The organism is Streptomyces griseus subsp. griseus, from assembly GCF_000720255.1.
GTDB lineage: Bacteria > Actinomycetota > Actinomycetes > Streptomycetales > Streptomycetaceae > Streptomyces > Streptomyces griseus_I.
In genome coordinates, this window is the sequence record NZ_JOJE01000048.1 from 13,382 (window position 1) to 40,151 (window position 26,770).

General features: G+C 70.3%; 25 protein-coding genes and 2 pseudogenes. 15 read left to right on the forward strand and 12 right to left on the reverse strand.

What is annotated here, in order from left to right; genetic code table 11:
- Positions 1-64 precede the first annotated feature (64 nt).
- Positions 65-844: an MBL fold metallo-hydrolase gene (locus IG99_RS37705; protein WP_037682412.1), complete on the forward strand. Its 780-nt coding sequence runs from the start codon at positions 65-67 to the stop codon at positions 842-844.
- A 10-nt stretch (positions 845-854) separates the two neighbouring features.
- Positions 855-989, forward strand: a complete 135-nt coding sequence (locus IG99_RS51810) for an LAETG motif-containing sortase-dependent surface protein (RefSeq protein WP_324606165.1) — start codon at positions 855-857, stop codon at positions 987-989.
- A 73-nt stretch (positions 990-1,062) separates the two neighbouring features.
- Here IG99_RS51810 and IG99_RS52170 read toward each other — a convergent pair.
- Positions 1,063-2,061 (reverse strand): annotated as a pseudogene (locus tag IG99_RS52170) (ABC transporter substrate-binding protein).
- Between the two features lie 21 nt (positions 2,062-2,082).
- Between IG99_RS52170 and IG99_RS48225 the strand changes: the two are divergent.
- The 3 genes from IG99_RS48225 (at position 2,083) to IG99_RS37725 (ending at position 4,640) form a co-directional block, all read left to right on the forward strand.
- Complete coding sequence (locus IG99_RS48225; RefSeq protein ID WP_234312089.1) at positions 2,083-2,916, forward strand: RICIN domain-containing protein; 834 nt, start codon at positions 2,083-2,085, stop codon at positions 2,914-2,916.
- A gap of 122 nt (positions 2,917-3,038) precedes the next feature.
- Positions 3,039-3,710, forward strand: coding sequence for a hypothetical protein (locus IG99_RS37720; protein WP_037682414.1), 672 nt, complete (start codon positions 3,039-3,041; stop codon positions 3,708-3,710).
- Positions 3,711-3,791: 81 nt separating this feature from the next.
- The gene (locus IG99_RS37725) at positions 3,792-4,640 is read left to right on the forward strand and encodes an oxygenase MpaB family protein (RefSeq protein WP_037682415.1); all 849 of its coding nucleotides are present in this window, start codon (positions 3,792-3,794) and stop codon (positions 4,638-4,640) included.
- A gap of 51 nt (positions 4,641-4,691) precedes the next feature.
- Here IG99_RS37725 and IG99_RS37730 read toward each other — a convergent pair whose 3' ends face one another.
- Both IG99_RS37730 and IG99_RS37735 read right to left on the reverse strand, forming a co-directional pair.
- Positions 4,692-4,967: a hypothetical protein gene (locus IG99_RS37730; protein ID WP_037682416.1), complete on the reverse strand. Its 276-nt coding sequence runs from the start codon at positions 4,965-4,967 to the stop codon at positions 4,692-4,694.
- An 83-nt stretch (positions 4,968-5,050) separates the two neighbouring features.
- On the reverse strand, positions 5,051-7,165 hold the full coding sequence (locus IG99_RS37735) for an ATP-binding SpoIIE family protein phosphatase (RefSeq protein ID WP_199815693.1): 2,115 nt from the start codon (positions 7,163-7,165) through the stop codon (positions 5,051-5,053).
- 114 nt (positions 7,166-7,279) lie between these two features.
- Between IG99_RS37735 and IG99_RS37740 the strand changes: the two genes are divergently transcribed.
- Positions 7,280-7,720 (forward strand): Lrp/AsnC family transcriptional regulator, encoded by a 441-nt coding sequence (locus IG99_RS37740; protein ID WP_037682417.1) that lies wholly within the window; start codon positions 7,280-7,282, stop codon positions 7,718-7,720.
- 373 nt (positions 7,721-8,093) lie between these two features.
- Here the strand turns inward: IG99_RS37740 and IG99_RS37745 are convergent, their stop codons facing one another.
- Positions 8,094-8,561: a winged helix-turn-helix transcriptional regulator gene (locus IG99_RS37745; protein WP_037682525.1), complete on the reverse strand. Its 468-nt coding sequence runs from the start codon at positions 8,559-8,561 to the stop codon at positions 8,094-8,096.
- 91 nt (positions 8,562-8,652) lie between these two features.
- Here IG99_RS37745 and IG99_RS37750 point away from each other — a divergent pair, with 91 nt between their 5' ends.
- Positions 8,653-9,147, forward strand: a complete 495-nt coding sequence (locus tag IG99_RS37750; protein ID WP_037682418.1) for a PaaI family thioesterase — start codon at positions 8,653-8,655, stop codon at positions 9,145-9,147.
- Between the two features lie 195 nt (positions 9,148-9,342).
- Here the strand turns inward: IG99_RS37750 and IG99_RS37755 are convergent, their stop codons facing one another.
- The 7 genes from IG99_RS37755 to IG99_RS37780 all read right to left on the reverse strand — a co-directional run bounded on the left by IG99_RS37755 (position 9,343) and on the right by IG99_RS37780 (position 16,033).
- A complete protein-coding gene (locus IG99_RS37755) occupies positions 9,343-10,602 on the reverse strand; it encodes an aldehyde dehydrogenase family protein (RefSeq protein ID WP_234312090.1) in 1,260 nt (419 codons plus the stop codon).
- 136 nt (positions 10,603-10,738) lie between these two features.
- Positions 10,739-10,921 carry a hypothetical protein gene (locus tag IG99_RS49225; protein WP_158973321.1) on the reverse strand — a complete coding sequence of 61 codons (183 nt, stop codon included), beginning with the start codon at positions 10,919-10,921 and terminating at the stop codon, positions 10,739-10,741.
- Positions 10,922-11,178: 257 nt separating this feature from the next.
- Positions 11,179-11,442 (reverse strand): hypothetical protein, encoded by a 264-nt coding sequence (locus IG99_RS37760; protein ID WP_107056129.1) that lies wholly within the window; start codon positions 11,440-11,442, stop codon positions 11,179-11,181.
- A gap of 8 nt (positions 11,443-11,450) precedes the next feature.
- A complete protein-coding gene (locus IG99_RS37765) occupies positions 11,451-12,236 on the reverse strand; it encodes an alpha/beta fold hydrolase (protein WP_234312094.1) in 786 nt (261 codons plus the stop codon).
- Positions 12,237-12,331: 95 nt separating this feature from the next.
- Entirely contained in the window at positions 12,332-13,375 is a 1,044-nt protein-coding gene (locus IG99_RS37770; RefSeq protein WP_037682421.1) for an ABC transporter permease, read from the reverse strand.
- Positions 13,376-13,377: 2 nt separating this feature from the next.
- Positions 13,378-14,970 (reverse strand): sugar ABC transporter ATP-binding protein, encoded by a 1,593-nt coding sequence (locus IG99_RS37775; RefSeq protein WP_037682423.1) that lies wholly within the window; start codon positions 14,968-14,970, stop codon positions 13,378-13,380.
- A 136-nt stretch (positions 14,971-15,106) separates the two neighbouring features.
- Positions 15,107-16,033, reverse strand: a complete 927-nt coding sequence (locus IG99_RS37780; protein WP_037682424.1) for a sugar ABC transporter substrate-binding protein — start codon at positions 16,031-16,033, stop codon at positions 15,107-15,109.
- A 596-nt stretch (positions 16,034-16,629) separates the two neighbouring features.
- Between IG99_RS37780 and IG99_RS37785 the strand changes: the two genes are divergently transcribed.
- The 6 genes and pseudogenes from IG99_RS37785 to IG99_RS37810 all read left to right on the forward strand — a co-directional run bounded on the left by IG99_RS37785 (position 16,630) and on the right by IG99_RS37810 (position 22,132).
- Complete coding sequence (locus IG99_RS37785) at positions 16,630-17,481, forward strand: fumarylacetoacetate hydrolase family protein (protein ID WP_037682426.1); 852 nt, start codon at positions 16,630-16,632, stop codon at positions 17,479-17,481.
- Between the two features lie 11 nt (positions 17,482-17,492).
- Positions 17,493-18,758: pseudogene (locus tag IG99_RS37790) on the forward strand (L-fuconate dehydratase); the annotation flags it as partial.
- 20 nt (positions 18,759-18,778) lie between these two features.
- Positions 18,779-19,486 carry an SDR family NAD(P)-dependent oxidoreductase gene (locus IG99_RS37795; protein WP_037682536.1) on the forward strand — a complete coding sequence of 236 codons (708 nt, stop codon included), beginning with the start codon at positions 18,779-18,781 and terminating at the stop codon, positions 19,484-19,486.
- Complete coding sequence (locus IG99_RS37800) at positions 19,483-20,499, forward strand: aldo/keto reductase (RefSeq protein WP_037682428.1); 1,017 nt, start codon at positions 19,483-19,485, stop codon at positions 20,497-20,499. Before IG99_RS37795 ends, IG99_RS37800 begins: the two co-directional genes overlap by 4 nt.
- A gap of 38 nt (positions 20,500-20,537) precedes the next feature.
- Complete coding sequence (locus tag IG99_RS37805) at positions 20,538-21,146, forward strand: TetR/AcrR family transcriptional regulator (RefSeq protein ID WP_037682429.1); 609 nt, start codon at positions 20,538-20,540, stop codon at positions 21,144-21,146.
- Entirely contained in the window at positions 21,143-22,132 is a 990-nt protein-coding gene (locus IG99_RS37810) for a DMT family transporter (RefSeq protein ID WP_394298067.1), read from the forward strand. The genes IG99_RS37805 and IG99_RS37810 overlap by 4 nt, the downstream gene beginning before the upstream one ends.
- A gap of 44 nt (positions 22,133-22,176) precedes the next feature.
- Here the strand turns inward: IG99_RS37810 and IG99_RS37815 are convergent, their stop codons facing one another.
- Positions 22,177-23,049, reverse strand: coding sequence for a universal stress protein (locus IG99_RS37815; RefSeq protein ID WP_037682430.1), 873 nt, complete (start codon positions 23,047-23,049; stop codon positions 22,177-22,179).
- 334 nt (positions 23,050-23,383) lie between these two features.
- Between IG99_RS37815 and IG99_RS37820 the strand changes: the two genes are divergently transcribed.
- Positions 23,384-24,034, forward strand: a complete 651-nt coding sequence (locus IG99_RS37820; protein WP_037682432.1) for a CBS domain-containing protein — start codon at positions 23,384-23,386, stop codon at positions 24,032-24,034.
- A gap of 14 nt (positions 24,035-24,048) precedes the next feature.
- On the forward strand, positions 24,049-26,736 hold the full coding sequence (gene ppdK / locus IG99_RS37825) for a pyruvate, phosphate dikinase (RefSeq protein WP_037682433.1): 2,688 nt from the start codon (positions 24,049-24,051) through the stop codon (positions 26,734-26,736).
- Positions 26,737-26,770: the final 34 nt, after the last annotated feature.

Consider the following 26,770-nt stretch of genomic DNA (forward strand, 5'->3'; position numbering starts at 1 on the left):
TTTCGCGGCGAGAGTAGAGGGCGTCAAGGCGGCGCGAGGCCGCGCTCACCGCAAGGAGAATTTCATGAACGGCACGGTCACGGTCCTCGACAAGGGCGCGGTCCGCATCCACAGCTACATGTCCCCGGCGGACACCTTCCACACCACCACCCAGCTGATCGAGACCTCCGCGCGGATCATCGCGATCGACGCCCAACTGCTCCCCGCCTACGCGGACGAGGCGGTCGCCTACGCCGCGGGGCTCGGCAAGCCGCTGGACCGGCTCGTCGTCACCCACGCCCACCCCGACCACTACAACGGCGCCGCCCGCTTCGGCGTCCCCGTCCACGCCCTGGCCGACGTGCGCGAGCAGATCGTGGCGCGCGGCGACAGCCACCTGCCCACCGGCCAGGTCGTCCCGGTCACCGATTTCACGCCGACCGTGGAGCTCGTCCCCGGCACCGAGGTCATCGACGGCGTCCCGTTCGTCTTCGAGGCCGTCTCCGGCGGTGAGGCCGCCGACGAACTGCTCGTCAAGCTGCCCGAGCAGGGCGTTCTGGTCGCGCAGGACCTGGTCTACAACGACGTCCACCTCTACCTGGGCAACAACGACATCACCGGCTGGCAGCAGGTGGTCGACGCGCTCGCCGCCGAGTCCGGCTACGACACGATCCTGGCGGGGCACGGCCTGCCGACGGGACCGGAGGTCTACGACGCGGTGCGCCGCTACCTCGCCGACGCCCACGAACTGCTCGGCGACGACGGCGAGGCGTACAAGAAGGCGATCGTGGACCGCTACCCCTCCCACGTCGGCCCGTTCATCATCGACATCGCCAACCGGTCGCTGTTCGGCGCGGGCCACTGAGCCCGGTCCCCTGCTTCTTGCCTCCCCCGAGAGGGGCGGGTCGAGCAGCACCCCCGTCATCGCGGGTGCCGGTCTCGCGGTCGTGGTGGCCGGCACCGGCGCGGTGTACTTCGCGCGCAGGCGCCGTACGGTCGGTCGGAGCTGACGGCGACCATCACCGCCCCACTCCGGGGAGGCAGGCCGCTCGCGGTGTCGCGGGCGGCCTGCCCGACGCGGTTCTACCGGCCGCCGGGGTGCAGCCCCAGCCAACCCGGGGACGGTTCCCCGGTGACCTCACCGACGTAGAGCGTCAGTTGCTGGCGGAAGCGCTCCGCCATGGACCGGTCCTCCATGAACGCGGCGAAACCGTCCACATGGGCGTTGGGGTAGTCCCAGATGGGACGGTAGCCCTGGTGGGCGGCGACGTCGGTGCGGACCGACCACATGTAGAAGTCGGACTGGGTCTGCTTCGACAGCCACCAGTTCAGGTAGAGCTTGGCGGCGGCCGGGTGCTTGGCGTCCTTGAAGATGGCGGCGCGCTGGGACCAGGCCATGAAGGGGTCGTGACGCGGGACGACGAAGCGGGTCTTCACTCCGGGGGCCGGGGTGAGCATGCCGTCGGTGCCCAGGGCGACGGACGCGGTGCCCGCCTCCACCCGGTCCGCGGGTTCCTGCGTACCGCGCACCCAGGCGACCTCCTGGGCGACGAACCGCCGGAGCCAGTCCCAGCCGTACGTGTCGACGATGGTCTTGTAGAGGTAGAGGACCGCGTCGTCGTCGTTCGGGTACGTCGAGACGATCTTTCCCTTCCAACGCGGGTCGAGGAGGTCACGGGCGGACGCCGACGGCTTCTAGCCCGACTTGTCGACGTTGTAGACGGTGGAGAAGGCGTCGACGAAGATGCCGGTCCAGGCGCCGTCCGGATCCTTGAAGGCGGGGTGCACCCGGGAGAAGCCGGCGGGCTTGTAGGGGAGCAGCGCCCCTTCGCGCTTCCACCGGGGGAAGTCCTGGAGGGTCTGGAGCTGTACGACGTCGGGCACGAGGGTGCCGGTGGCGAGCTGGTTGTCGATGCGCGCGTCGTGGAACTTGCTGTAGTCCACGACGATGTCCAGCGTGATGCCGGGGAACGCCTTTTCGAACGCGGCCTTGTTGGCGTCCTGTTGGGTCGCGGTGTCACCGCCCGCGTAGACGGTGAGGGTACCGCCCTCCGCCTTCGCCTCGCGGTACAGCCGGCGCAGGCTCCTGGTTTCCTCTCCGAGTTGTGCCGCCTGCCCCGTTCCGGCGCCGAGTGCGACTCCAGCGGCTGTTCGCCCAAGGGCAACACAGCGGCCAAGGCGGTCGACGGGTCCACCGCCACCCGCTGGTGCGCGAACGACGGCAACACCGGCCACTGGCTCAAGGTCGACCTCGGCTCGACGCGCTCGCTGACCGGCACCCGTATCGCCTGGGAGCTGGACAAGACCAACTACCGCTACAAGATCGAGGGATCCACCGACAACAGCACATGGACCGTGCTCGTCGACAACACATCCACCATCAGCACGAGCAGGTCCAGGCGGCCGTGTTCCAGGCCCAGGCACGATACCGTCCGGGTCACCGTCACCGGCCTGCCTGCCGCCACCTGGGCGTCCCTTCGCAGTCTGGAGGTCTACGACCGGCCCTTCAGCGCGGACCTGGGCACCTACAAGATCATCAACGGCAGGAGCGCCAAGGCGATGGACGTCGCCGACGCATCGACCGCCGACGGCGCCCCGGTCATCCAGTGGCCTTATGACGGCGGGGCCAACCAGCGGTGGAGCCTCCTGCCGAACAACGACGGCTCCTACCGGCTGCACAACGTCAAGAGCGGCAAGCTCCTGCAGAGCCCCAACTCCACCCAGGGCGCCACCCTGACCCAGGGCACCGACAGCGGTGACGACAGCCAGTGGTGGAAGCTGGTCCCCTCGGCCACCAGCGGCTTCCACCGGCTCGTCAACGTCCACACCGGATGGTGCGCCGACGTCGCCGGCGGATCGACCGACGACCGCGCCAACATCATCCAGTGGCCCATCGCCGGCGGCACCAACCAGGACTGGCAGATCACCAACCTGTGACCCTCACGCGTCGGACGAGTCGGGTGGTGGGCCGCTCATCCACCACCCGACTCGGTGGGCCACGATTCTCCGTTGCCGAGGAGGCCGGCCGGCCCCGATCCTGAGGCGATGAGGATCTTCACATGCGGCTGAGGCTGCGCCGGTTCAGGCCCTGGATCGGGCCGCACGAGCACCGTGTCGTCCAGCCGGGGCAGCCCCTTCGCCACACCTCGCTGCGCGCCCCCGAGCCCATCGGCCTGCTGCTCGGCGACCACGACGGGCTGAACCGGCTCGCGGGCCTGTTCTCCTTCGCCGCCTCCTCCCGGCACACGATCGTCCACATACCCCTACGTGACGGCGCTCCTCCCGACGAGGGCGTCGGCGAACTCGTCGACCTCGTCCTGGCCCACCGCGCGCTCGGCCTGCGCCCCAGCGCGTGGCCCCGGCTGCGGCGCAAGCTGGTGAACGGCACCGCGCTGACCGTCCGTACCGACGAGGCGCGCACCGCCCGGGACGCCGCCTCCCGGCGGGAGCGCCGGGAGCGGGCCGGCTGCCGGGACGAGTTGCGGCACGCCACCCACGCCCGGACGTTCTTCCTGTTCGGCGACCGGGACGTCTTCGCCGAGATCGCGATGGACCTGGCCGAGGCGGCGGGCCGGGGCCCGCACCGGAAGGGGGTCGACGAGGGCCACTCGGCGCTGATGTCGGCGCTTCCCACGCTGGTCCAGACGCCCGGTGGCGGGCATCCCCTCGAGGTGCTGATCTGCTACAAGCCGTATCCGCCGTACGCGCACTTCAGGCCGCCTGGACGCTGAGCCGGGCGGCGACAGCGGACCGCCGTGCCGGGGTTCGGGCGGGCATGGCGGACACTGGACGCAGACGAGGGGAGGCCGACCGTGCTGACCGTACTCCGTGAACAGCTGGGCCAAGCGCTGTTCCGCCGGGTCGCCGGCCCCGGCGGCTCGGCCACACGTGCCCGCATCCACGACACTCCCGGCTCGCGCTGGTTCGAACCGGAGCGCCCGATCCGCGCGGTCCACGGCGACGCCTCCATGTTCATCGGCGGGCTGAGCGCACTGCTTCTGCAGTCCCTGCACCCGCTCGCCATGGCGGCGGTGGCCGGGCACTCCGGTTACCGCGGCGACCCCTGGGGCCGGCTCCAGCGCACCAGCACCTTCCTGGCCGTGACGACGTACGGCACCGCCGCGGACGCCCAGCAGGCGGTCGACCACGTCCGTGGGATCCACGAGCGGGTCCGGGGGAGGACGGCCGAGGGTCTGTCCTACCACGCGGCCGACGCGCACCTCCTCGGCTGGGTGCACGCGGCCGAGACGGAGAGTTTCCTGCGTGCGCACCAGCGCTACGGTGCCGCTCCCCTGGACGCGGAGGGATACGACGCCTACGTCGCCGACACCGCACGTGTCGCCGAGGCCCTGGGTGTGGTCGATCCGCCTCGCGACCACCGTGGGCTGTCCGAGCGCCTCGCCGCTTACCGGCCCGAACTGAAGGCCACGCCCGAGGCGCGCGCCGCCGCACGCTTTCTCCTGTTCCAGCCCCCGCTCCCCCTCGCGGCACGACCGTTCTACGCCGGCCTGGCCGCGAACGCCGTCGCGCTGCTCCCGCCGTGGGCCCGGAGCATGCTCTGGCTCCCCCACCTCCCCATGGTCGAGGACATCGCCGTACGCCCCGCGGGCCACGTACTGACCAGAACCATCCGCTGGGCCATGACCACCCCCTCCTCGTGAACCTCCCGGCCCCCGGATTCGGCCATGGGCCGGGAGGACTGCTGGTCTCCGTCAGCCGGCCTTCTGCCGTTCCCGAAGTTCGTGGACGTCGGCGGTGAGGGTGCCGTCCTGCTGTTCGTAGTGGGACAGCGCGAGACCGAGGCCGAAGAAGGTGGGTGCCCATTCACCGACGAAGATGCCCCAGCGGTCCGCGCGCTCCAGGCCGGTGCCGGGTTCCATCTTCAGAGAGCCCATCCAGCTGACGAACGTGAAGCCGATGGATACCACGGCAGCCATGTAGGCGTGCTCGCTTCTGATGCCCATGTCATGCATCTTCTTGATGATCATGATCGCTCCGTTTCCCGTGGGGGTTCACAGACGGAGTGCCCACACCGCGGCCTACCATTCACCCTTTTTGGGCGCTATGTCGGCTACATCGAAGAAAGGGGTTGTTCTGCCCAGATGACTTTGCCCTCGCGGGTGTGGCGGGTTCCCCAGTGGTTGGCGAGTTGGGCGACGAGGAGCAGGCCGCGGCCGCCTTCGTCGAAGGTGCGGGCGCGGCGCATGTGCGGGACGGTGCTGCCGGTGTCGGAGACCTCGCAGGTCAGGGTTGTCTGGTGGATCATGCGGAGCTGGATGGGAGGTTTTCCGTAGCGGATGGCGTTGGTCACCAGTTCGCTGACGACGAGTTCCGTGGTGAAGGCGGCGTCCTCCAGCCCCCAGACGGCCAGTTGGTCGCATGCGCGGGCTCGGGCTTCGGAGACGATCGCCGGATCGGAGGGGAGGTCCCACGTGGCGACGTGGTCGGCGTCGAGGGCTCGGGTCCGTGCCAGGAGCAGGGCGACGTCGTCGGAGGGACGACTGGTCAGCAGCGTGGTCAGGAGGAGGTCGCAGGTGTCCTCCAGGGACGTCGGCGCACGGGCGAGGACATCGCGGAGCTGGGCGATTCCGGTGCCCGCGTCACGGTCACGGCCTTCGATGAGGCCGTCGGTGTACAGGGCCAGGACGCTGCCTTCCGGCAGTTCGAACTGGGTCGTCTCGAAGGGGAGCCCGCCGAGTCCCAGGGGCGGGCCGATCGGGAGCTCGGGGACGTCGACTGTCCGTGCGGGCGGGGCACCGCCGGCCGCAGCAGGGGTCACCACGGCCGGCGGAACATGTCCGGCGCTGGACACGGAGCACAAGCGGGAGACCGGGTCGTAGACGAGATAGAGGCAGGTGGCACTGATCTCGTCCGTCTCCGGCTCCTGCTCACCCTGGAGGCGGATGACCACGTCGTCGAGGTGGGTGAGCAGTTCGTCGGGCGGCAGATCGATGTCCGCGAGGGTGCGGACCGCCGTCCGCAGTCTGCCCATGGTCGCCGCGGCCTGGAGCCCGCGCCCGATCACGTCTCCGACGACGAGGGCGACCCGGGCTCCGGACAGCGGTATCACGTCGTACCAGTCCCCGCCCACGCCCTCTCGGGCTCCGCAGGGCAGGTAGCGGGACGCCGTCTCGGCGGCGGGCTGTTCCGGCACGTGGTGCGGCAGCAGACTGCGTTGCAGAGCGAGCGCGGTGGACCTCTGGTGGGTGTACCGACGGGCGTTGTCGATGTACACAGCCGCCCTGGACGCGATCTCCTGGGCCAGGAGCAGGTCGTCGTCGTTGTAGGGGTCCGGGGTGCCATGGCGGAAGAACTGGACGAGACCCAGCGTGACGCCCCGGGCCCACAGCGGCACCATGAGCACGGAGAGGGCGCCGTGGGCGTTCAGGACGCGGCCACGCTCGGGAGTGCCGGCCGCCAGCGTGCGAACCTGCTCCGAGTCCGGTGGGTACGTGTGCGTCTCATCCGGTGCGACCGCTGAGTCCGGGCGGCCGCCCGGCGCGGCCCGCTCGGCGATCCGGCGCAGCGTCTGCTGACTCGGGCCGGGGGCGTCATCCGTCTCCTCGCCCTCCAGCACTGAGTCGAGCAGGTCCACGGTCACCACGTCGGCGAAATGGTCGGTGCCCACGTTCGCCAGTTCCTGGCAGGTGCGGGTGAGGTCGAGGGTGGCTCCGACACGGACCGTGGCCTCGTCGATCACCGATTGCCGCCACTTCAACAGGCGCTCCCGCTCCTCCTGATAGGCAGCGGTGACCTGTTTCGCGATGCGGTCATTGAACTCGAACCCCATCACGCTCACCTTGGTCGCCGCGGCGCTGATCAGTTCGGGGTTCTTCGCGACCCTCACCACCTCTTCGAGCGTCCACTGGAGGATGCCCGCGAGGCCGAGCCGGTAGCCGTGCAGCAGTTCGCTCATCTGTCCACCACGCTGAGCGAACCGACGGGCGCGCTCGATGGCGACAGGCGGCGCACTGACCTCCCGCACATCGAGGCCCTGCTCGAGGATGCCCAGCCAGTGGGTGACGTGTTGAGACAGGGTGAACACCACAGGTGCGGTGTCCTCGCCCTCCCACAGCACTGGAATTTCGACACGCAAGCGCTCGACCAACGCGTCGACCAGTTCCTCCACCCGCGGCTTCAGACCGCGAGCGGCGCTGGACAGGCACGCGTCGGCGTTGGTCGCCACAAGGAGAATGTACGGCCAAACGGATGAGCGTGCACTTCCCTCCGACCTGGTAGCGAGTGGCCGCGTGGACGTCAAAGTTGCTCCACAACCCTCCCCTCGTGCAATGTTTTCTCTGTGGATGCGACCGACAGGGCAATCATCGCCGAGCTGGAGCGGGACGGACGGCTGACCAACGTGGAGCTGGCGCAGCGAGTCGGTCTCACCACGGGGCCGTGCCTGCGGCGGGTCCAGCGGCTGGAGGCCGACGGGGTCATCCGGGGGTACCGGGCGGTGATCGACGCCGCCGCGCTGGGCCGTTCCTTCGAGGTACTGCTCGATCTCAGCCTCGAGTCGCAGGACGCGGAGACGGTGGAGCGCTTCGAGCAGACGCTGGCACAGGCCGACGAGGTGCTGGAGCTGCGCAGGCTGTTCGGCACACCGGACTATTTCGTGCGCGTGGCCGTCGCCGACCTGGCCGCGTACGAGACGTTCCTCAGCCGACGGGTGATGACGATCCCACGGGTCAAGAACGTCACCTCGCACTTCACGATGAAGACCGTCAAGCCCGGTCCCTAGCGGACCGGGCTTGACGATCGACCGCCGGGCTGCGGGATGGTGAGGCCCGACGGATGCCGGTGGTGATGGTGACCTGCTTGGCCCAGAGCTTCTCCCGACGGAGGGTGGCCGGGCCCTCGTCGACGCCGATGGTGGCGACGCGCCTGCCGGAGCGGACCGGGTCGGCGGCGAGCTCGAAGGCGTCGGGGAAGCCGACGGCTTCGATGGTGACGTCCGCGCCGTAGCCGGCCGTGGCGGGGGTGTGTGCCGGCGGACTCCCAACCAGTACTGGTGGCGTTGCGGCAGTGGGGTGACACCTGGGCCGCGGACGAAGACGGGCCCCAGTGGTCCTACGCCACAGGGAACGCGGCACCGCGGTGCACGTGATGACCCGTCAGCCGAGAGGCTGTGCCGAGGGGCCCGGGCGAGTGCGGGCCTCCCGAGGTGTCAACGGCCCGTGGCCCTCCGTGCAGAGGACCACGGCTCGCAGAGGCTCACCGCACTCGACATGGTGAACTTCCAGGGGCGGGCCCTGAGGATCTGCCGTGTACCGGTCGCCCCACTGCTTGAGGGCGATCATCGCGGGCCACAGTTCCCAGCCCTTGCCCGTGAGCCGGTACTCGTGGCGGGTGCGGCTGCCCGGCTCGCGGTAGGCGACGGTCTCCAGGATCCCGGCCGCGACGAGTTTCCGCAGCCGGTCCGCCAGGACGGCCTCGGACAGCCCGACGTGCCGCCGGAAGTCGTCGAAGCGGCGGACGCCGTTCATGGCGTCCCGGATCAACAGCAATGACCACTTCTCGCCGATCAGGTCCAGTGTCCGGTGGACCGTGCAGTTCTCCGTACTCGTCTCCAGCCACCTCATGCCGCCCATCCTAGGCTGGCTTCACCATTGACAGCCAGATGACGACACAGCTAGCTTCGCCACGAGAAGCCAGCCGTGCCTAGGAGTGGGAATGCGCAGGTCACGTACGTTCGAATGGGAAGATCCCACCATCTCCGCCAGAGCGGTCGGTGATCGCAGCGGTCTCGACTTCCTCCGCGAAATCCTGGCTGGGCGCCTGCCCGCCGCGCCGGTCGCCGCCACCCTGGGCTTCACCCTGGAAGAGGTCGAGCACGGCCGGGCGGTCTTCGTCCTGGTGCCGGGCGAGGAGCACTACAACCCGATCGGCAGCGTCCACGGCGGCGTCTACGCCACACTGTTGGACTCGGCGGCCGGCAGTGCGGTGCAGTCCGTGCTGCCCCGGGGCATGGGGTACACCTCGATCGATCTGACGTTGAAGTTCCTGCGCCCGGTCACCGTCGACACGGGCAAGGTCCGCGCCATCGGCACCGTCCTCAACAGCGGACGCCGCACCGCCCTCGCCCAGGCTGAGCTCCGCGACTCCGCCGACCGCCTGCTGGCCCACGCCACCAGCAGCTGCATGCTCTTCCCTGTCCCGTCCGACTGACCTCGTCCCGTCCGACTGACCTCCCGGGGTTTGCGAAGGTGATCGACAGATTGGCCGCGGCCACGCCGAAGATCGCGGTGAGCAGGGGCAGCCCCGGCAGCGGTGAGAAAGCTGACGAGGTCACGGCGCCGGTGCCGATGGCGGCCAGGACGGCGATCCACTGGCCGCGGCGACGGCCACCTTGCACACCGGGGGCTATTTGGCGGGCGTGACGACGTACTGGCGCACGTACAGGTCGCGGTAGGTGACCGGGCCGCGCGGGCCGGGGACCCGGTCGATGTTGATTCCGGTCTCCGGCAGACGCAGGAGTTTGAAGCCGTCGAGCAGGCGCGTGGGCGCGTTCCAGAAGACTCCGGAGCCGCTGTAGGCGTCGATGAAATGGGCGGCGACCGTGGGGTCCTGGGTGGCGACGGCGGCGGCGAGCCCGGAGGTCTCCTCGTTGGCGATCCGTGCCGCGTCGAGGGGACCGTCCGCGGCGTCGATCGTTACGGTCGCGGCGCGTTCCGCGTCGAGGGACCACTCGTAGCCGCGCGGGTGGTCGTGCGGCGGCAGCGAAACGGCGATGCCCAGGCGCTCCAGGACCTCCAGGACACCGGGCAGCGCCTTGTCGTAGACGGTCCGGTCGATGAGCAGCAGGTTCAGCCGGTTGCACACGCCGAGGCGGTCCAGGCTGTCGGCGATCAGCTGATGCACCGCGCTCTCGTCGGCGTCGGCGCCCACATACAGCACTCCCCCGCCGTCGGCGTGCGCCAGCGTCCGTACGCCGTGCACCGCGGCCTCGCGGCTGAGTTCCCGGGTGCTCTCGCCGCTGCCCCGCAGGATGACCAGCGGGACGATCTCCGGCAGGGTCACCAGCGCATGGGCCGCGGCACGGTCCGCGCTCGGCACCAGCTGGATGACGTCGGGATCGAGGCCGACGTCGCTCAGCGCGGGGACGATCACCTGCGCGACGAGGGCCTGAGAGGACCGCAGGGCCGCCGAACCGGTGCGCAGCACCCCACCGTTACGGGATTTGAGCAGCTGTGAGGCGATGTCCAGCGTCACGTTGGGACGGGCCTCGAAGTTCGCGCCGATGACGCCCACCGGGCGTCGGCGTTCCACCAGCGTGAGACCGTCCGGGCGCTCTTCGACGACGCGGTCCCTGTGGGTGTGCGGAACGTTCGCGAGCGTGCGCAGTTGCGCCGCCATGTCGTCCAACCGGGCGGTGGTCAGCCGCAGTCGGTCCTGAAGCGCGGGCGACAGACCGTCGGCCTCCGCTGCCCGCAGGTCTTCGGCGTTGGCCGACCTCAGCGCGGGCGCGGCGTCCGTGAGCCGCTCCGACATGCGGAGCAGCGCCGCGTCGATCACCGCGTCCGAGGCCTGGGCGAGGGTGGCGACGCCCTGCTGAGCCCGGACCGCGCACTGGCGCACTGTTGTCTGGACGGAGCGGGGAGCGCTCTGTTCGACGCTGCTCACGGGAGTGTCCTTCGCGGTCGGTGCGCACGGAATCGATGACGCTACGCAGTATTGTTCAACAATCCTCGAATCGGGCGACGCCAACTGTAAACCGATCGGTTGTGCCGGGCAAGCACCACGCCCGGCACGAGCGCGGTCAGCACGAGCGGCACGGCAGGAACGTCGCCGTGGATGTCTCCGCTCTTGAGGTCGGAGGCCGGGCTGGAGGGGCGAAGCGGGCCCGGCCGCCGAAGGCGAGGCGGTTGGGGGGCAGGCGGATGCAGTGGCCGAGGTGCGGGCAGAGCGGGGCTGTGTCCAGCCAGTACGAGATCTGCTTCATGGCGTGCGTCCTCGCACCCGTCTCACATCCGTACGAAGGGTCAGCAGCCGAGCAGCGTCGGCAGGCCGGACAGGTCGCGCAGCTCGTCGTGCGGCTGGTGGTCGGCGCTGTCCGGGCGGCCGAAGCGGTTGATCCACACGGGAGGGTTCGACGCCGATGTTCTCGACGTTCCGCGCGATCAGTTGTGGTCCGTGTCGGAGATGATGGCGATCTCGTAGCGGGACTTCAGGGCGCGCAGTTGAGCGCCCACGACAGTCCTAGTCGGCGCTGGCCGCTTCGTCGCGAGCCATGTCGAGGAAGCGCCGGATCGCTTCGACCGACATGTCGAGTCCCTCGGACGCGGACTGTTCGTCGCCGAAGACCTGCACTGCCTCGGTGACGGCCACGGACAGTTCCAGCTCGGCCTTGCGGACCTTGGCCTCGGCCTTGTCCACGGTGTCGACCACCGCCAACTGGCGGCGCTGCTTCTCCTGGAGCCGCTGCTTGCGGGAGAGGGTCTTGTCAGAGTTCTGCACGGTCATGACCAAGATCATAATGAGTCCGAGCGGGGTCCGGAGCACATCGATGGGGCCTGCACGGGCCCGCATCGAGGGCGAGGCGACCGCCGAACGGCTCGCGTCCGGAGAGCGTCGTCGGCCAGGCGGACGAAGCTCTTCGGGATGCGGCCCCAGGTCGCGGCCTGCGCCCGGTCGGCGTCGGTGCCGGCGTCCAGGTTCTCGTCGGGCTGGAAGGTGTTCAGGAAGGTCAGGAACTCCTCGTCGGTGCCGTCGGCGAGGAAGGCCGCCTTGAACGCGGCGAGGGCGTCCGGGTCCGCGGTGCGGAAGTTGACGCGGAGGAGGCCGAGGTCCGCTGGGTTCCCGGCCATCGCCAGACCGAGCGAAGCGGCGTCGACCGTGGCCATCTCCGGCTCTGCGTAGTACGCCCCGATACCGAGATCGACCGGGCACCAGGCGGCGACGTAGACGATGCGGTCGATCAGGTCCGGCCGCGCGTTGGCCGCGGCGGTGGCGGTGACGCCGCCACGGCTGTGGGCGACCAGGATCACGGGACCGTTCCGCTTGGCCCGCTCCAGGATCCCGATCAGGTGCGCGGCGTTGTCGGCGAGCGTGACCCCCTTGATCGAGCCGGGCGCGATGGCGAGCTCTCCGAGATCCTGCGGCGCCTGGTAGGCACGGGTGTAGGTCGCCCCGAATCCGTGACCGGGCAGGTCGACGGCGACCGAACGGTGCCCGAGGAGGCCGAGTTCCGCCTGGAGCGGTGCTAAGGAAAAGGAATTCGCGAAGGCTCCGTGTACCAGTACGAACGTGGGTTGCATCTGTCTACTCGCTTTCAGGATGTCTCCGTAGGTGGTGGTGAGCAGCACACGCTACTCATCGGAAGATCATCCGCAATGCCTGTTCGAGCCCTCGTCTACTCCTGTTTTTCGCCGGAGGCGAAGCGGGAGATGATCAGGGCGATGATGATGATGGCGCCGTTGAGGAATTGGTTCCATAGGGGTGGGACGCCGGCGAGGGTCATGACGTTGACGACGAGTTGGAGGGTGAGGACGCCGGTGAGGGCGCCGAAGACGGAGCCTTTGCCGCCGTTGAGGCTGACGCCGCCGATGACGGTGGCGGCGAAGACCTGGAAGATCCAGCCGTTGCCTTGGGTGGCGGAGATGGAGCCGTAGTGGCCGCTGTAGAGGATGCCGGCGAATGCGGCGAGGAGGCTGCCGAGGATGAGGACGGTCCAGGTGATGCGGTCGACGCGGATGCCGGCGGTGCGGGCGGCTTCGGGGTTGCCGCCGATGGCGTAGAGGGCGCGGCCGTGTCGGAGCCAGGCCAGGGCGGCGGCGCCGGCTGTGAAGAGCAGGGTGCAGATCCAGATGGCGGCGGGTGCGCCGAGCCAGGAGGCTTTGCCGAGGTAGGTGAAGGAGGTGGGGAGGTCGACGATGGACTGGCCTTGTGAGATGGCGACTTGGAGGCCGCGGAGCATGGTCAGGGCGCCGAGGGTGACGATGAAGCCGTTGAGGCGGAGTTTGAGGATGAGGAAGCCGTTGAGGGCGCCGATGGCGGCGCCGACCAGGAGGCAGAGGGGGATGGCGGTCCATTGGGGGAGCAGGCCCAGGCCGTTGAAGCGGCCTCCGGTGGTGGGCAGGACGAGCCAGACGGCGATGACGGGGGCCACGCCGATGGTGGACTCCAGGGAGAGGTCCATGCGTCCGCTGATGAGGATGAGGGCGGTGGCCAGGACGAGGAGGCTGAGTTCGGTGGATTGCTGGGCGACGCCGATGAGGTTGTCGGTGGTGAGGAAGGCGGGGGAGACGATGAAGCCGATCAGGCCGAGGACGAGGATGGCGGGGATGAGGGAGAGTTCGCGGAAGCGGCCGAGGTCGAGGCGGTGGCGGGTGGTGTCCGCGGTGGCCGGCTCCGCCGCGGTTGCTGCGGGTTCGGTGAGTTGTGTGGTGGCGGACATGTCTACCTTCCGTGCTCGTCGGTGCCGGACGCGTGGGGTGTGGTGGGTGCGGTAGCCGTGGTGACGCCTTCGATGGCGGCGACGAGGTGTTCGTCTTTCCAGCCGCGGTCGAACTCGGCGGTGATGTGTCCGTGGAACATGACGATGACGCGGTCGCATACGCGCAGGTCGTCGAGTTCGTCGGAGACGATGAGTGCGGCTTTGCCGCCTTCGGCGGTCTGGCGGATCCGCGTGAGGAGGAATTCTTTGGATTTGACGTCGACGCCGTTGGTGGGGCGGATGGCGACCAGGATGTGGGGGTCGGTGGCCAGGGCGCGGGCGACGACGACTTTTTGCTGGTTGCCGCCGGACAGGGCGGATACGGGGGTGGTGGTTGTGGGGGTTTTGATGTCGAGGTCGCGGATCATGCGCTGGGCGAAGGTTTTGGTGCGGGCGGGCAGGATGGTGCCCAGGGGGCCGAGTTGGCCGGTGACGGTGAGTGTGGCGTTTTCGGCGACGCTGCGGTTGTTGACCAGGCCTTGGAGGTGGCGGTCTTCGGGGACGAAACCGACGCCTGCGGCCAGGGCGCAGGGCACGCTGCCGGTGGATATGGTTTTGCCGGCGACTTTGATGGTGCCGGTTTTGGCGCGGTGCAGGCCGGCGATGGCCTCGCCGGCCTGCACATTGCCGCTGGCCGCGGCTCCGGCGAGGCCGATGACCTCGCCGGAGCGGACCGTCAGGGAGAGGTCCTGGCAGGCGCCGGGCAGGGTCAGGCCGTCGATGCTCAGCAGTTCGGCCGTGTCGGCTGGTGTGGTGGGGGCTTTGTTTTCTGCCACCGTTGTGATGGAGGCGGTTTCGCCGGTCATGGCCTCTACCAGTTGCTGGTGGGCGAGGTCGGTGACGGGGGCGGTGAGGATGTGGGCGGCGTCGCGGTAGACGGTGACGGTGGTGCAGAGGTCGTAGACCTCTTGGAGGTGGTGGGAGATGAACAGGAAGGCGACGCCCTGGGTTTGCAGGTCGCGGAGTTTGGCGAAGAGGCGGGTGATGCCGCGGGCGTCGAGTTTGGCGGTGGGTTCGTCGAGGATGATGAAGCGGGCGCCGAAGGACAGTGCGCGGGCGATCTCGATGAACTGGCGTTGTTCGACGCTGAGGTCTTTGGCGCGGGCGGCGGGGTCGACGGCGACGCCGTATTCGCCGAGCAGGTCTTGTGCGCGTGAGCGTAGTTGCTTCCAGCGGATGGGCTGTGTGGCGGTGGGGCTCTGGCGGTTGAGGAAGAGGTTTTCGGCGACGGTGAGTTCACCGATGATGGTGGAGCGCTGGTAGACGCAGGCGACGCGGGAGCGCCAGGCGTCGGTGTCGCCGAAGGCGGGTGCCGGGGTGCCGGAGAAGTGCAGCAAGCCGGTGTCGGGTTGCTGCAGGCCGGTGAGGATGGACACGAGTGTGGACTTGCCGGCACCGTTGCGTCCCACCAGGGCGTGCGACTCGCCCTGGGCGATGCTGATACGGGCCTCGCGCAGCGCGACGGTCGCGCCGAACCGTTTGCTGATACCGGTCGCCTCAGCGACCGGGGCCCGGGTTTCGGAGCCGGCCGTCGCGGGGGTGGCGGTGTCCGCCATGGTGGATGCCGTCCTTCGGGTTCGGATGGTCGGGACCGCGGATCGCAGGGGACCCGGATCCGGGGTCGGGGGCCGGCCGCGGCCGGGGGAGGGGGATGGCGAGGTCCCCCGGCGCCGACGTCTTGCTTGCCGGTGGTCAGCCGATGTTGTTGCCCCACAGGGACTTGTCGTCGACGTTGTCCTTGGTCACCAGCGGGGCGGGCAGCTGGTCCTCCAGGCCGTTGGGGAGCTGGATGATCGTGGAGTCGTGGTCGGTCGGGCCGGGCTTGAAGGTCTTGCCCTGGGCGGCGGCCTGGGCGTAGTACAGCGCGTACTTGGCGTAGAGGTCGGCGGGCTGGGAGATCGTGGCGTCGATCTGGCCCTTGCGGATCGCGTCGAACTCCTGCGGGATACCGTCGTTGGAGACGATGCTGATGTGGCCCTTCTCGCCGGCCGGCTTGAGCAGCTTCTTCTGCTCCAGCAGGGCGAGCGTGGGCTGCAGGAAGACACCGCCGGCCTGCATGTAGATACCGTTCAGGTCCGGGTGCTGGGCCAGCAGCGACTGCAGCTTGGCCGAGGCCACATCACCCTTCCAGTCCGTGGGCAGCTCGAACACCTTGATCTTGGGGAACTTCGTCTTCATGCACTGCGCGAACGCCTCGGAGCGGTCACGGCCGTTGATGGAGTCCAGCGCGCCCTGGAACTCGGCCACCTTGCCCTTGCCGGCCGCCAGCGCATCCAGCGTCGAAGCGATCGCCCCGGTGTCCTGCGGCGCCATCACCACCGCCTTCGCCCCGGTGTTCTCAAACACCTGCACATTGGCCACCAGCTTGGTGACATCGTTCTGCGAGTTGCTCACCGGCAGAGCATTGATCCCGTCCGACTTGATACCCGCCTTCAGGTACTGCGCGTAGGAGTTCCAGAAATCGGAGTCCGAACGCGGCAGATCAATACCGATCGCCGGCGCACTGCTGCCGGCGCTGGTCGAGTCGGAGCCACTGCGGTTGCACGCGGTGGCGAGCGACATCGCCGCGAGGACGACGGTGACGGCAGCGGCGGTGGAGCGTGTGCGAGCGAGCTTCATGGCCGTGTTCTCTCTTCTGCCAGGGCGGGGAGCCGCCGGGCGTCGGTGAAGGGGTGACGGACTCGCCTGAAGGAGGAGGCGAGGCCGTCTGCCGGGCGTGCGGCGGGGTCGGTACGGGGCATGCGCGGCCGCGGGCGATGACGAGATGGGTGTGAGTCAGCGGTGGCCACGACACGGAGGCCGGACCGCGGCACCGCGAGCCCCCAACGCGCCGGATCACCGTGCCACGATTCCTCCGATGTATCTCGGACGTCGAGGACGTTACGACGGCGTCGCCCGCGCTGACAAGAGCCTGCACGTACCGATTCGTGAGGCATCGGGCAAGGACACTCCGCGAGTCGGCAGGGCGCTGCGGACCGCCGTCCACCGACCTCTTCTCGCGGGCGCCAATGGGAGGAAACCTGCCCATTGCGGCCATAGAGGAGTGCAGAGCCGTTGGCCGTGACCGAATACATCCGACGTCTCCATTGCCAGCCGGTCCCGCTGCGCTTACAGTCACCCGTGCCGCCATACCTCCGATGACTGAGGAAGGCGGTCGAAACCCTCCCAGGACGGCCAACCGCCCTGACGCTCCTCATGACAAGGAAGTTGCCCCAGTGAAACTGCTACGAGTCGGCGCCCCCGGCGAGGAGCGGCCCGCTGTCCGCACCGACGACGGCCGACTGCTGGATCTGTCCTCCGTGGCCTCCGACATCGACGGTGCCTTTCTCGCCTCGGACGGTGTCGAGCGGGCCCGTGCGGCGGTCGCGACGGGGCAACTGCCCGAACTGGAGGCGGAAGGCCTGCGGATCGGCGCACCGATCACCCGCCCCGGCAAGATCGTCTGCGTCGGTCTCAACTACCGCGACCACGCCGCCGAGACCGGTGCGCCAATTCCTCCGCGCCCCGTGGTGTTCATGAAGGACCCGGGAACGGTCGTCGGACCCTATGACGAGGTCCTCGTCCCCCGCGGCTCGGTGAAGACCGACTGGGAGGTGGAGCTCGCGGTCGTCATCGGCCGCCGGGCCCGCTACCTCGACGGCCCCGAGGCCGCGCGGGCGGTGATCGCGGGGTACGCGATCAGCCATGACGTCTCCGAGCGCGAGTTCCAGCTGGAATACTCCGCGCAGTGGGACCTGGGCAAGTCCTGCGAGACCTTCAACCCGCTCGGCCCGTGGCTGGTCACCGCCGACGAGGTCGGCGATCCGCAGGACCTCGGGCTGCACCTGAGCGTCAACGGCGTGAAGCGGCAGGACGGCCACACCAGCGACATGATCTTCCCGGTCGACCACATCGTGTCGTACCTGAGCCAGTACATGGTTCTGGAGCCCGGCGATGTGATCAATACCGGAACGCCCGCGGGTGTGGCTCTGGGTCTGCCCGGCACTCCTTATCTGCGTCCCGGTGACACCGTCGAGCTCGCTGTGGACGGGCTGGGCAGCCAGCGCCAGTTCTTCGGCCGAGCGTGAAAGGCATTCCCTTGACTGCAATCTCGCCCCGGATCATCGCCGTGGAGACCTACGACGTCCGTTTTCCCACGTCGCGGGAGCTGGACGGCTCGGATGCGATGAATCCCGATCCCGACTACTCCGCCGCCTATGTGGTGCTGCGCACCGACGCCGCCGACGGGCTGGAGGGCCACGGTTTCACCTTCACCATCGGACGTGGCAACGATGTCCAGGTCGCCGCGATCGCCGCGCTGCGCCCGCACGTCGTGGGCCGCTCGGTCGCCGAGGTGTGTGCCGATCCGGGCTCGCTAAGCCGCGACCTGATCGGGGACAGCCAGCTGCGCTGGCTCGGCCCGGAAAAGGGCGTGATGCACATGGCGATCGGCGCGGTCGTCAACGCGGTGTGGGACCTGGCCGCCAAGCGTGCCGGGCAGCCGCTGTGGCGCCTGCTCGCCCACGCCGAACCCGAGTGGCTGGTCTCCCAGGTCGACTTCCGCTACATCGCCGACGTCCTCACCCCCGAGGACGCCCTGGCCCTCCTGCGCCAGGGCCGTGCCGGGCTCGCCGAGCGCGAGGCGGTCCTGCTGGAGCGCGGCTACCCCGGCTACACCACCTCCCCGGGCTGGCTGGGCTACTGCGACGACAAGCTCACCCGCCTGGCCAAACAGGCCGTCGCCGACGGCTTCACCCAGATCAAGCTCAAGGTCGGCGCCGACCTGGCCGACGACATCCGGCGTATGCGCACCGCCCGCGCCGCCGTCGGCGACACCATCCGCATCGCCATCGACGCCAACCAGCGCTGGAACGTCGACGAGGCGATCGCCTGGACCAACGCGCTCGCCGCGTTCGACCCGTACTGGATCGAGGAGCCCACCAGCCCCGACGACATCCTCGGACACGCCGCCGTGCGCCATGCCGTCGCCCCCGTCAAGGTCGCCACCGGCGAACACGTGCACAACCGCATCGTCTTCAAGCAGCTCCTGCAGGCCGGCGCCATCGACATCCTGCAGATCGACGCCGCCCGGGTCGGCGGAGTCAACGAGAACCTCGCCATCCTGCTGCTCGCCGCGAAGTTCGGCGTCCCGGTCTGCCCGCACGCCGGCGGAGTGGGCCTGTGCGAACTCGTCCAGCACCTGTCGATGTTCGACTACCTCGCCCTGACCGGTACCACCGACAACCGCGTCATCGAATACGTCGACCACCTCCACCAGCACTTCACCGACCCGGTGGTGATCCGCGACGGCCACTACACCGCCCCCCTCGCACCCGGCTTCTCCGCCACCATGCGACAGCCGTCGTCACCGGAGGCGCCGCCGGCATCGGGCTCGCCACGGCCCGCGCGCTTGCCGCGCGGGGCGCGGCGGTTGCCGTACTCGATCTCGAACCGTCGGACGTGCCCGCGCCGCTGCTCGGTCTCAAGGCCGACGTCAGCGACGACGCCTCGGTACGCGCCGCCGTGGAGGCCGCAGCGACCGCGCTGGGTGGCATCGACATCCTCGTCAACAACGCGGGCATCGGCGCCATCGGCACCATCGAGGACAATCCCGACGAGCAGTGGCACCGCGTCCTGGACGTCAACGTCATCGGTATCGTCCGCACCACCCGCGCCGCCCTCCCCCATCTGCGCCGGTCCGCACACGCCGCCGTAGTCAACACCTGCTCCATCGGCGCCACCGCCGGACTGCCGCAGCGGGCGCTGTACTGCGCCAGTAAGGGGGCCGTGCTGTCCCTCACGCTGGCCATGGCCGCCGACCACGTCCGCGAGGGCATCCGCGTCAACTGCGTCAACCCCGGCACCGCCGACACCCCCTGGGTGGGCCGTCTCCTCGACGCCGCCGACGACCCGGTGGCCGAACGCGCCGCCCTCAACGCCCGCCAGCCCATGGGCCGCCTGGTCACCGCCGACGAGGTGGCAGCCGCCATCGTCTACCTCGCGAGTCCCGCCGCGGCCAGCGTCACCGGCACCACGCTCGCGGTGGACGGCGGCATGCAGGGCCTGCGGCTGCGCCCGGCGAACCCGTCGTGAGGACCACGCGACTGGGCGCCGGAGCGGTCACGGTCACCCAGGCGGCGCTGGGCTGCGCGGGGATCGGCAACCTCTACCGACCGGTCACCGACGAGACCGCCCTCGCCACCCTGGAGGCGGCGTGGGACGCGGGAATCCGCACGTTCGACACGGCGCCCCACTACGGCCTCGGCCTGTCGGAGCGCAGGCTCGGCGAGGCCCTGCGCGGCCGCCCCCGGGACACGTACACCGTCTCCACCAAGGTGGGCCGCCTGCTCGTACCGAACCCCGAGGCCGACCACGACGACGACCTCACCCATGGCTTCGCCGTACCGGCGACCCACCGCCGTGTCTGGGACTTCACGGCCGACGGGGTGCTGCGGTCATTGGAGGCGAGCCTGGACCGACTCGGCCTCGACCGGGTCGACGTCGTCCTGCTGCACGATCCGGACGACCACGCCGAGCAGGCTCTGCGCGAGGCGTACCCGGCGCTGGAACGGCTGCGCGCTGAAGGCGTGGTCGGGGCGATCGGCGTCGGGATGAACCAGTCCGGGCTTCCCGCACGCTTCCTGCGGGAGACCGACATCGACGTGGTGCTGCTGGCCGGCCGCTACACCCTGCTGGAGCAGGACGGCCTCGCCGAAGTACTGCCGGAGGCCGCCGCCCGGGGCCGGAGCGTCGTCATCGGTGGTGTCTTCAACTCCGGGCTGCTCGTCGCGCCCCGGCCAGGCGCCACCTACGACTACGCCGCCGCGCCTCAACCGGTGCTCGACCGCGCGCTGCGCCTGCAGGCGGTGTCCGAGCGTCATGGCGTCCCGCTGCGCGCCGCCGCCCTGCGCTTCCCGTTCGGCCATCCCGCGGTCGCGAGTGTGCTCACCGGCGCGCGTTCCCCGGAGGAGGTGCGGGACACCATGGAGCAGCTCCGGCGTCCGATCCCGGACGCCCTCTGGAACGACCTGCGCACCGAGGGCCTGCTGTCGGCGGACACTCCTGTCCCGCTGTCGCGGACACGGGAGGCACAGGACGTACGCTAATCTAGGTAGACCTACCTACCTACCTGGTTTGGATCGTGATGAGCGAGGCTGACCCCCTGAACACAGCGGGGAGCGGGCGGCGGCGGCCGGCGCGGGAGCGGCTGTTGGAGGCGGCGGCTCGCCGGTTCTACGCCGACGGCGTGGCGGCGACCGGCATCGACACGATCACGGCCGAGGCCGGCGTGGCGAAGATGAGCCTGTACAACAACTTCTCCTCCAAGGCGGACCTGGTCCGGGCCTACCTGGATGCCCGGCACGAGGAGTGGCTCGTCCTGTACCGGACCCGGCTGGAGCGCGCCCGGGGCCCGCGCGAGGGGGTGCTGGCCGTCTTCGACGCGTACGCCGACCACGCGGCCTTCGCCTACGACCACGGCTTCCGCGGCTGCGGTCTGCTCAACGCCGCCGCCGAACTCCCGGCCGGAGACGAGGGCCGGGCCGTGGTGCGTGCCCACAAGGAGGAGGTCGAGCGCCTGATCGCCGGCCACCTGGAGGAGTTGCTGCCCGGCCGCCCCGAGCAGGCCCGCGCGCTGGCCGAGCACCTCGCCTTCCTCCTGGAGGGGGCGATGGCCCGTGCGGGGCTGGAGGGTGGCGCTGATCGTCTCCACCACGCCCGCTCGCTGGCCGCGACCTTGCTGGACCGGCCGTGAGGGGCGTCGACAGCGGTCCGTCCGCGAGCATCGGGGCCCTGTGTGTGCTGGCCGCCTCCCTGCTCTGGGGGACGACGGGTACGGCCGCCACCTTCGCCCCGGAGGTGGGCCCGCTCGCCATCGGCGCCGTCGCCATGGGCCTGGGTGGGCTCCTCCAGGCCCTCTCCGCCACTCGGCAGATCACTCACCAGGTCGGCCGGCTGCGCGAGCGACGGGGCACGGTCCTGCTCGGCGCCGCGTCGGTGGCGGTCTATCCCCTGGCGTTCTACAGCTCGATGCACCTGGCCGGCGTCGCCGTGGGCACGGTGGTGTCCATCGGCACCGCGCCGCTCGCCTCGGCCCTGATCGAACGCGTCGCGGACGGCCGCCGACTCACCCGCCGCTGGATCCTCGCCGCCACGCTCGGCCTGCTCGGCACGGTCCTGCTGTGCGTCGCCGAAGCCGCCCACGCCCCCGACGACACGGGACGGGCCTCGACGGCGGGCACACTGCTCGGCATCGGGCTCGGCATCGTCGCCGCCGCGACCTACGCCCTGTACTCCTGGGCGGCACACCGCCTCATCACCCGCCACATCCCTTCCCGGGCGGCGATGGGCGCCGTCTTCGGCCTCGGCGGTCTGCTCCTGCTGCCCGTTCTCGCGGTCACCGGCGCCCCGCTCGTGGCCTCCTGGTCCAACGCTGCCGTAGGCACCTACATGGCGCTGGTCCCCATGTTCGCCGGCTACGTCCTGTTCGGCTGGGGACTCGCCCACGTACCCGCCAGCACCGCCACCACCCTCTCCCTGCTCGAACCGGCCGTCGCGGCCGTCCTCGCCGTCCTCGTCGTCGGCGAACGCCTCCCCACCACCGGCTGGACCGGCATAGCGCTGGTCATCACCTGCCTCGCCGTCCTCACCACCCCCCGCCGCCCACGAAAGCAACCACGGCATCCGGCCGACCGCGCGAGCGAGGCCGATGCGACCAGCATGGCCGGCCACGCCGACTGAGTACGCGGGTCACCACCGACCTACGACCACAGCCGCATGCCTGGTCATTCCTGCGGTACGACAGCCACCGGGCACTGCGCGTGGTGCAGCAGGGCGTGGCTGACCCGTCCCAGCTGCATCCCGACATGGCCGTGCCGACGGCGTGTTCCGACGATCACGAGGTCGGCTGCGGCCGAGCGGTGCACCAGCGCGTGGTGAGCGGGGCCCTCAACGGTCGTACGACGCACCCTTATGGCCGGGTGATCGCTCATCGCATCGTGCAGCAGCGTGTCGAGCAGCGCGCCGGCCTGCTCTTCGTGGCTCCGTGCCGGTGTCGCTGCCGGTGCGGCCGGGTCGGCGCCCTCCTGTGCCGGGGCGCGCCACGCCCGTACGACGTCGAGGACGCACGCCCGGGCCTCGGCCTCGCGGAAGGCGAACCGCACGGCGTCACCGCTCGTGTCAGGGTCTCCGGCGCCGAGCAGGATCCGTTCGTGGGTGCCGGCCAGGCCCGCTGTGTCGCCGCGGACCACGATCACGGGGCAGTGCGCGCGGGCCGCGACCGCCAGGCCGACGGAGCCGAGAAGCAGTCCCTTCAGCTCACCACGGCCACGGGACCCGGTGACCAGGGCGGCGGCATGGTCACCCTCCCGCAGGAGGGCGTCCGCCGCTTCGGCGGCCAGGATGTCGGTGGAGACCTTGACGTCCGGGTGGCGCCGCTGGGCGCGTTCCGCGGCGGAGGCGACGATGTGCTCGGCCAGTACCTGCTCCGACGGACGGTTCAGACCGGCGGACGGTACGGCGCCTTCGTAGTGCTCCCACTGCGAGGCGTACACCAACCTCAGCGGCAGACGGTGCCGGGCGGCTTCGTCCACCGCCCAGTCGACGGCGGCCAGGCTGCCGTCCGAGCCGTCAACGCCCACTACCAGGGGGAGTTCCATGGTCATCTTCCCCGCCGCCTCTCGCCTCTCGCCTTTCGCCTCTCGCAGGGCAGCCCCGAGGGGCCGTCATCAACGTCGCATGCCTGACATCGGGGGGCGAGAGGCTGTTCGGCCCCTGCTCGGGGACGTTCGACCCGTCCTGGCCGCCCTCAGAACCCCCGCCTCGAGGCGAAGGGCCCCGTCATCGGGCCCGAGCGGCCTGTGGTGCCGTGCGCCGGCCGGGTGGAGTCTGGAAGCAGCGAGTTCCGACGGCGTCCGGAGGCCGGTCCCATCGAGTGGGGCCGCGTCGGCGGCGCTCGCACCGTGCCGTACCCGACATCCCGAGGAGCACACCGTGCACGGCAGCCCGCACATCGTCAGCGACGTCATGACGCACACCGTCGTGGCCGTGGGGCGTGAGGCCCCGTTCAAGGACATCGTCCAGATCATGGAGCAGTGGAAGGTCAGCGCGCTTCCCGTGCTGGAGGGCGAGGGGCGGGTCGTCGGCGTCGTATCGGAGGCCGATCTGCTGCCCAAGGAGGAGTTCCGCGACAGCGTTCCCGACCGGTTCACGCAGATGAGCCGCCTGTCCGACCTGGGCAAAGCCGGTGCGCTGGCGGCCGAGGAGCTGATGTCGGCGCCGGCCGTCACGGTGCACCCCGACGCCACCCTGGCGCAGGCCGCCCGCATCATGGCCCAGCGCAGCGTCAAGCGCCTGCCGGTCGTCGACGACGAGGGCGTCATCGAGGGCGTCGTCAGCCGGTCGGACCTGCTGAAGGTGTTCCTCAGGCCGGACGACGAACTGGCCGAGGAGATTCGCCGGGAAGTCGTTTCCCCCCTCTTCCCCCTCCCGGTCGAACCCATCCAAGTCAAGGTCTCCGACGGCGTCGTCACCCTCACCGGGAAGATCCGGGACACCTCCCTCGTCCCGGTCGCCGCCCGCCTCATCCGCGCCGTCGAGGGCGTCGTCGACGTGGATTTCGACCTGTCCGGACAGCACACCTAGAGGGGCGAGGTGTCATGGTCCGTTACGTGTACGACTTCGCGGAGGGCGGCCGTGAGCTGGACGGCCTGCTCGGCGGCAAGGGCGCGAACCTGGCGGAGATGACCCGGCTGGGCCTGCCGGTCCCGCCGGGTTTCGTCATCACCACCGAGGCGTGCCGGGCCTTCCTCGCCACCGGCGCCGAACCGGACGGCATGTTCCGTGACGTCTCCGAGCATCTGTCCGCGCTGGAGGAAGGAGCCCGGCGCCGGCTGGGGCATCCGGATGATCCGCTGCTGGTGTCGGTCCGCTCCGGGGCACGGTTCTCCATGCCCGGCATGATGGAGACCGTTCTCGACATCGGCCTGAACGACGCCTCCGTCCTGGGGCTGGCCGAGGCGTCCGGCAACGAGCGGTTCGCCTGGGACTCCTACCGGCGCCTGGTCCAGATGTTCGGCAGTACGGTCATGAGCGTCGACACCGCGCTGTTCGAGCGGGCCCTGACGACCCTCAAGGAGGACCGCGGAGTCCGCGACGACGTACACCTCGGCACGGAGGACCTGGCCGAACTCGTCGAGGCGTACAGGCGCCTGATCCACGACGAGACCGGCGAGGGGTTTCCGCAGTCCCCCGCCGAGCAACTGCGCCGGGCGATCCTCGCCGTCTTCCGCTCCTGGAACGGGGAGCGCGCCCGCCTGTACCGGCGGCGCGAGCACATCCCCGACGACCTGGGCACCGCCGTCACCGTGCAGCGCATGGTCTACGGCAACCTCGGCTCCGACTCCGGCAGCGGCGTGGCCTTCACCCGGGACCCGGCCACCGGACGCCCCGGCCTGTACGGCGACTACCTGCCCGACGCACAGGGCGAGGACGTGGTCGCCGGCATCCGCAACACCGTGCCGCTCACCGACCTCCAGCACCTCGATCCGCGCTCGTACCGGCAACTGCTGGAACACATGCGGACGTTGGAGCGCCACTACCGGGACCTGTGCGACATCGAGTTCACGATCGAGCGCGGCACGCTGTGGATACTGCAGACCCGAGTGGGCAAGCGCACCGCCGAGGCCGCCTTCGCCATCGCCGCCGAGCTCACCGACGAAGGGCTGATCACCCAGGACGAGGCGCTGGCCCGGGTCGGCGGCGACGGGCTCGCGCGCCTCATGTTCCCGCGATTCGACACCTCGGCGACCCCCGACGCGCTCGCTCACGGCATCCCGGCCTCCCCCGGCGCGGCGGTCGGGGCGGCCGTCCTGGACTCGGCCGAAGCGGTGCGGCGCGCCGCCGAGGGCCGGCAGGTGATCCTCGTACGGCAGGAGACCACGCCCGACGACCTGCCCGGCATGATCGCCGCCCAGGCCGTGCTGACCAGCCGTGGCGGCAAGACCAGCCACGCGGCCGTCGTCGCACGCGGCATGGGCAAGGTCTGCGTGTGCGGCGCCGAGGAACTCACCCTGGACACCGGACATCGGCGCTTCACCACCGGCGACGGGACGGTCGTCGAGGAGGGCGCCGTGATCTCGGTGGACGGTTCCGCCGGCGCCGTGTACGCCGGTGCGGTGCCGCTGGTCGACTCCCCGCTGATGCGGCATCTGGAGACCGGCGAACAGCCGGCCGGAACGGTCCGCGACGTGGCGCGAGCCCTGGAACGGGCCGACGGTGTACGGCGGTTGGAGGTCCGGGCCAACGCCGACACCCCCGAGGACGCCGCCCGCGCCCGCCGTTTCGGCGCGCAGGGCATCGGTCTGTGCCGCACCGAGCACATGTTCCTCGGTGACCGCCGCAAGCTGGTCGAGGAGATGATCCTGGCCCGCACCGACCGTGAGCGCGAGCACGCCCTGGACACCCTGCTGCCGCTCCAGCGGCAGGACTTCGCCGGCATCCTGGAGGCGATGGACGGCCTCCCGGTCACCATCCGCCTCCTGGACCCGCCACTGCACGAGTTCCTGCCCGACCGCACCGACCTCGCCGTCCGCATCGCCGCCGCCGAGGCCCACGGCGAGCAGCCGGACCCGCACGACACCCGGCTCCTGGACGCCGTGGGCCGCATGCACGAGGCGAACCCGATGCTGGGCCTGCGCGGGGTACGCCTCGGTCTGGTCGTCCCCGGCCTGGTCGCCATGCAGGTGCGGGCTGTCGCCGAGGCCGTCGTGGAGCGCACCCGGGCCGGCGGCGATCCCCACGCGGAGATCATGGTGCCGCTCGTCGGGGACGTCACCGAGATCCGGCTGGTGCGCGGCGAAGTGGAAGGCGTGCTGGCGGCGGTCGGCGAGGAGTACGGCGCCCCCGTGCGATGCCCGGTCGGCACGATGATCGAGCTGCCCCGAGCCGCGCTCACCGCGGGCCGCATCGCCGAGGAGGCGGACTTCTTCTCCTTCGGCACCAACGACCTCACCCAGACCACCTGGGGCTTCTCCCGCGACGACGTGGAGTCGGCGTTCTTCTCCGCCTACCTGGACAAGGGTGTCTTCGACACTTCCCCGTTCGAGACACTCGACCGCTCCGGTGTCGGACGGCTGGTCGGCATCGCAGTCGCCGAGGGGCGTGCCACGCGCCCCGACCTGAAGATCGGCGTCTGCGGCGAACACGGCGGCGACCCGGAGTCCGTCCACTTCTTCCACGCCGCCGGGCTGGACTACGTCTCCTGCTCGCCGTTCCGCGTCCCGGTGGCCCGCTTGGAGGCCGGCCGAGCGGCGATCGTCACGGGGGACGGCGACACGACGGCGTGAGGGACGCCGACGACGGACACGACGGCATGACGCA

What these genes read in the sequence shown, in the direction of transcription:
- IG99_RS37705 (WP_037682412.1), top strand. Translation starts at nt 65, where the DNA reads ATGAACGGCACGGTCACGGTCCTCGACAAGGGCGCGGTCCGCATCCAC.
- IG99_RS37720 (WP_037682414.1), top strand. Translation starts at nt 3,039, where the DNA reads ATGCGGCTGAGGCTGCGCCGGTTCAGGCCCTGGATCGGGCCGCACGAG.
- IG99_RS37730 (WP_037682416.1), bottom strand. Translation starts at nt 4,967, where the DNA reads ATGATCATCAAGAAGATGCATGACATGGGCATCAGAAGCGAGCACGCC.
- IG99_RS37745 (WP_037682525.1), bottom strand. Translation starts at nt 8,561, where the DNA reads ATGAGGTGGCTGGAGACGAGTACGGAGAACTGCACGGTCCACCGGACA.
- IG99_RS37750 (WP_037682418.1), top strand. Translation starts at nt 8,653, where the DNA reads ATGCGCAGGTCACGTACGTTCGAATGGGAAGATCCCACCATCTCCGCC.
- IG99_RS49225 (WP_158973321.1), bottom strand. Translation starts at nt 10,921, where the DNA reads ATGAAGCAGATCTCGTACTGGCTGGACACAGCCCCGCTCTGCCCGCAC.
- IG99_RS37760 (WP_107056129.1), bottom strand. Translation starts at nt 11,442, where the DNA reads ATGACCGTGCAGAACTCTGACAAGACCCTCTCCCGCAAGCAGCGGCTC.
- IG99_RS37765 (WP_234312094.1), bottom strand. Translation starts at nt 12,236, where the DNA reads ATGCAACCCACGTTCGTACTGGTACACGGAGCCTTCGCGAATTCCTTT.
- IG99_RS37770 (WP_037682421.1), bottom strand. Translation starts at nt 13,375, where the DNA reads ATGTCCGCCACCACACAACTCACCGAACCCGCAGCAACCGCGGCGGAG.
- IG99_RS37775 (WP_037682423.1), bottom strand. Translation starts at nt 14,970, where the DNA reads ATGGCGGACACCGCCACCCCCGCGACGGCCGGCTCCGAAACCCGGGCC.
- IG99_RS37780 (WP_037682424.1), bottom strand. Translation starts at nt 16,033, where the DNA reads ATGAAGCTCGCTCGCACACGCTCCACCGCCGCTGCCGTCACCGTCGTC.
- IG99_RS37805 (WP_037682429.1), top strand. Translation starts at nt 20,538, where the DNA reads ATGAGCGAGGCTGACCCCCTGAACACAGCGGGGAGCGGGCGGCGGCGG.
- IG99_RS37815 (WP_037682430.1), bottom strand. Translation starts at nt 23,049, where the DNA reads ATGGAACTCCCCCTGGTAGTGGGCGTTGACGGCTCGGACGGCAGCCTG.
- ppdK (WP_037682433.1), top strand. Translation starts at nt 24,049, where the DNA reads ATGGTCCGTTACGTGTACGACTTCGCGGAGGGCGGCCGTGAGCTGGAC.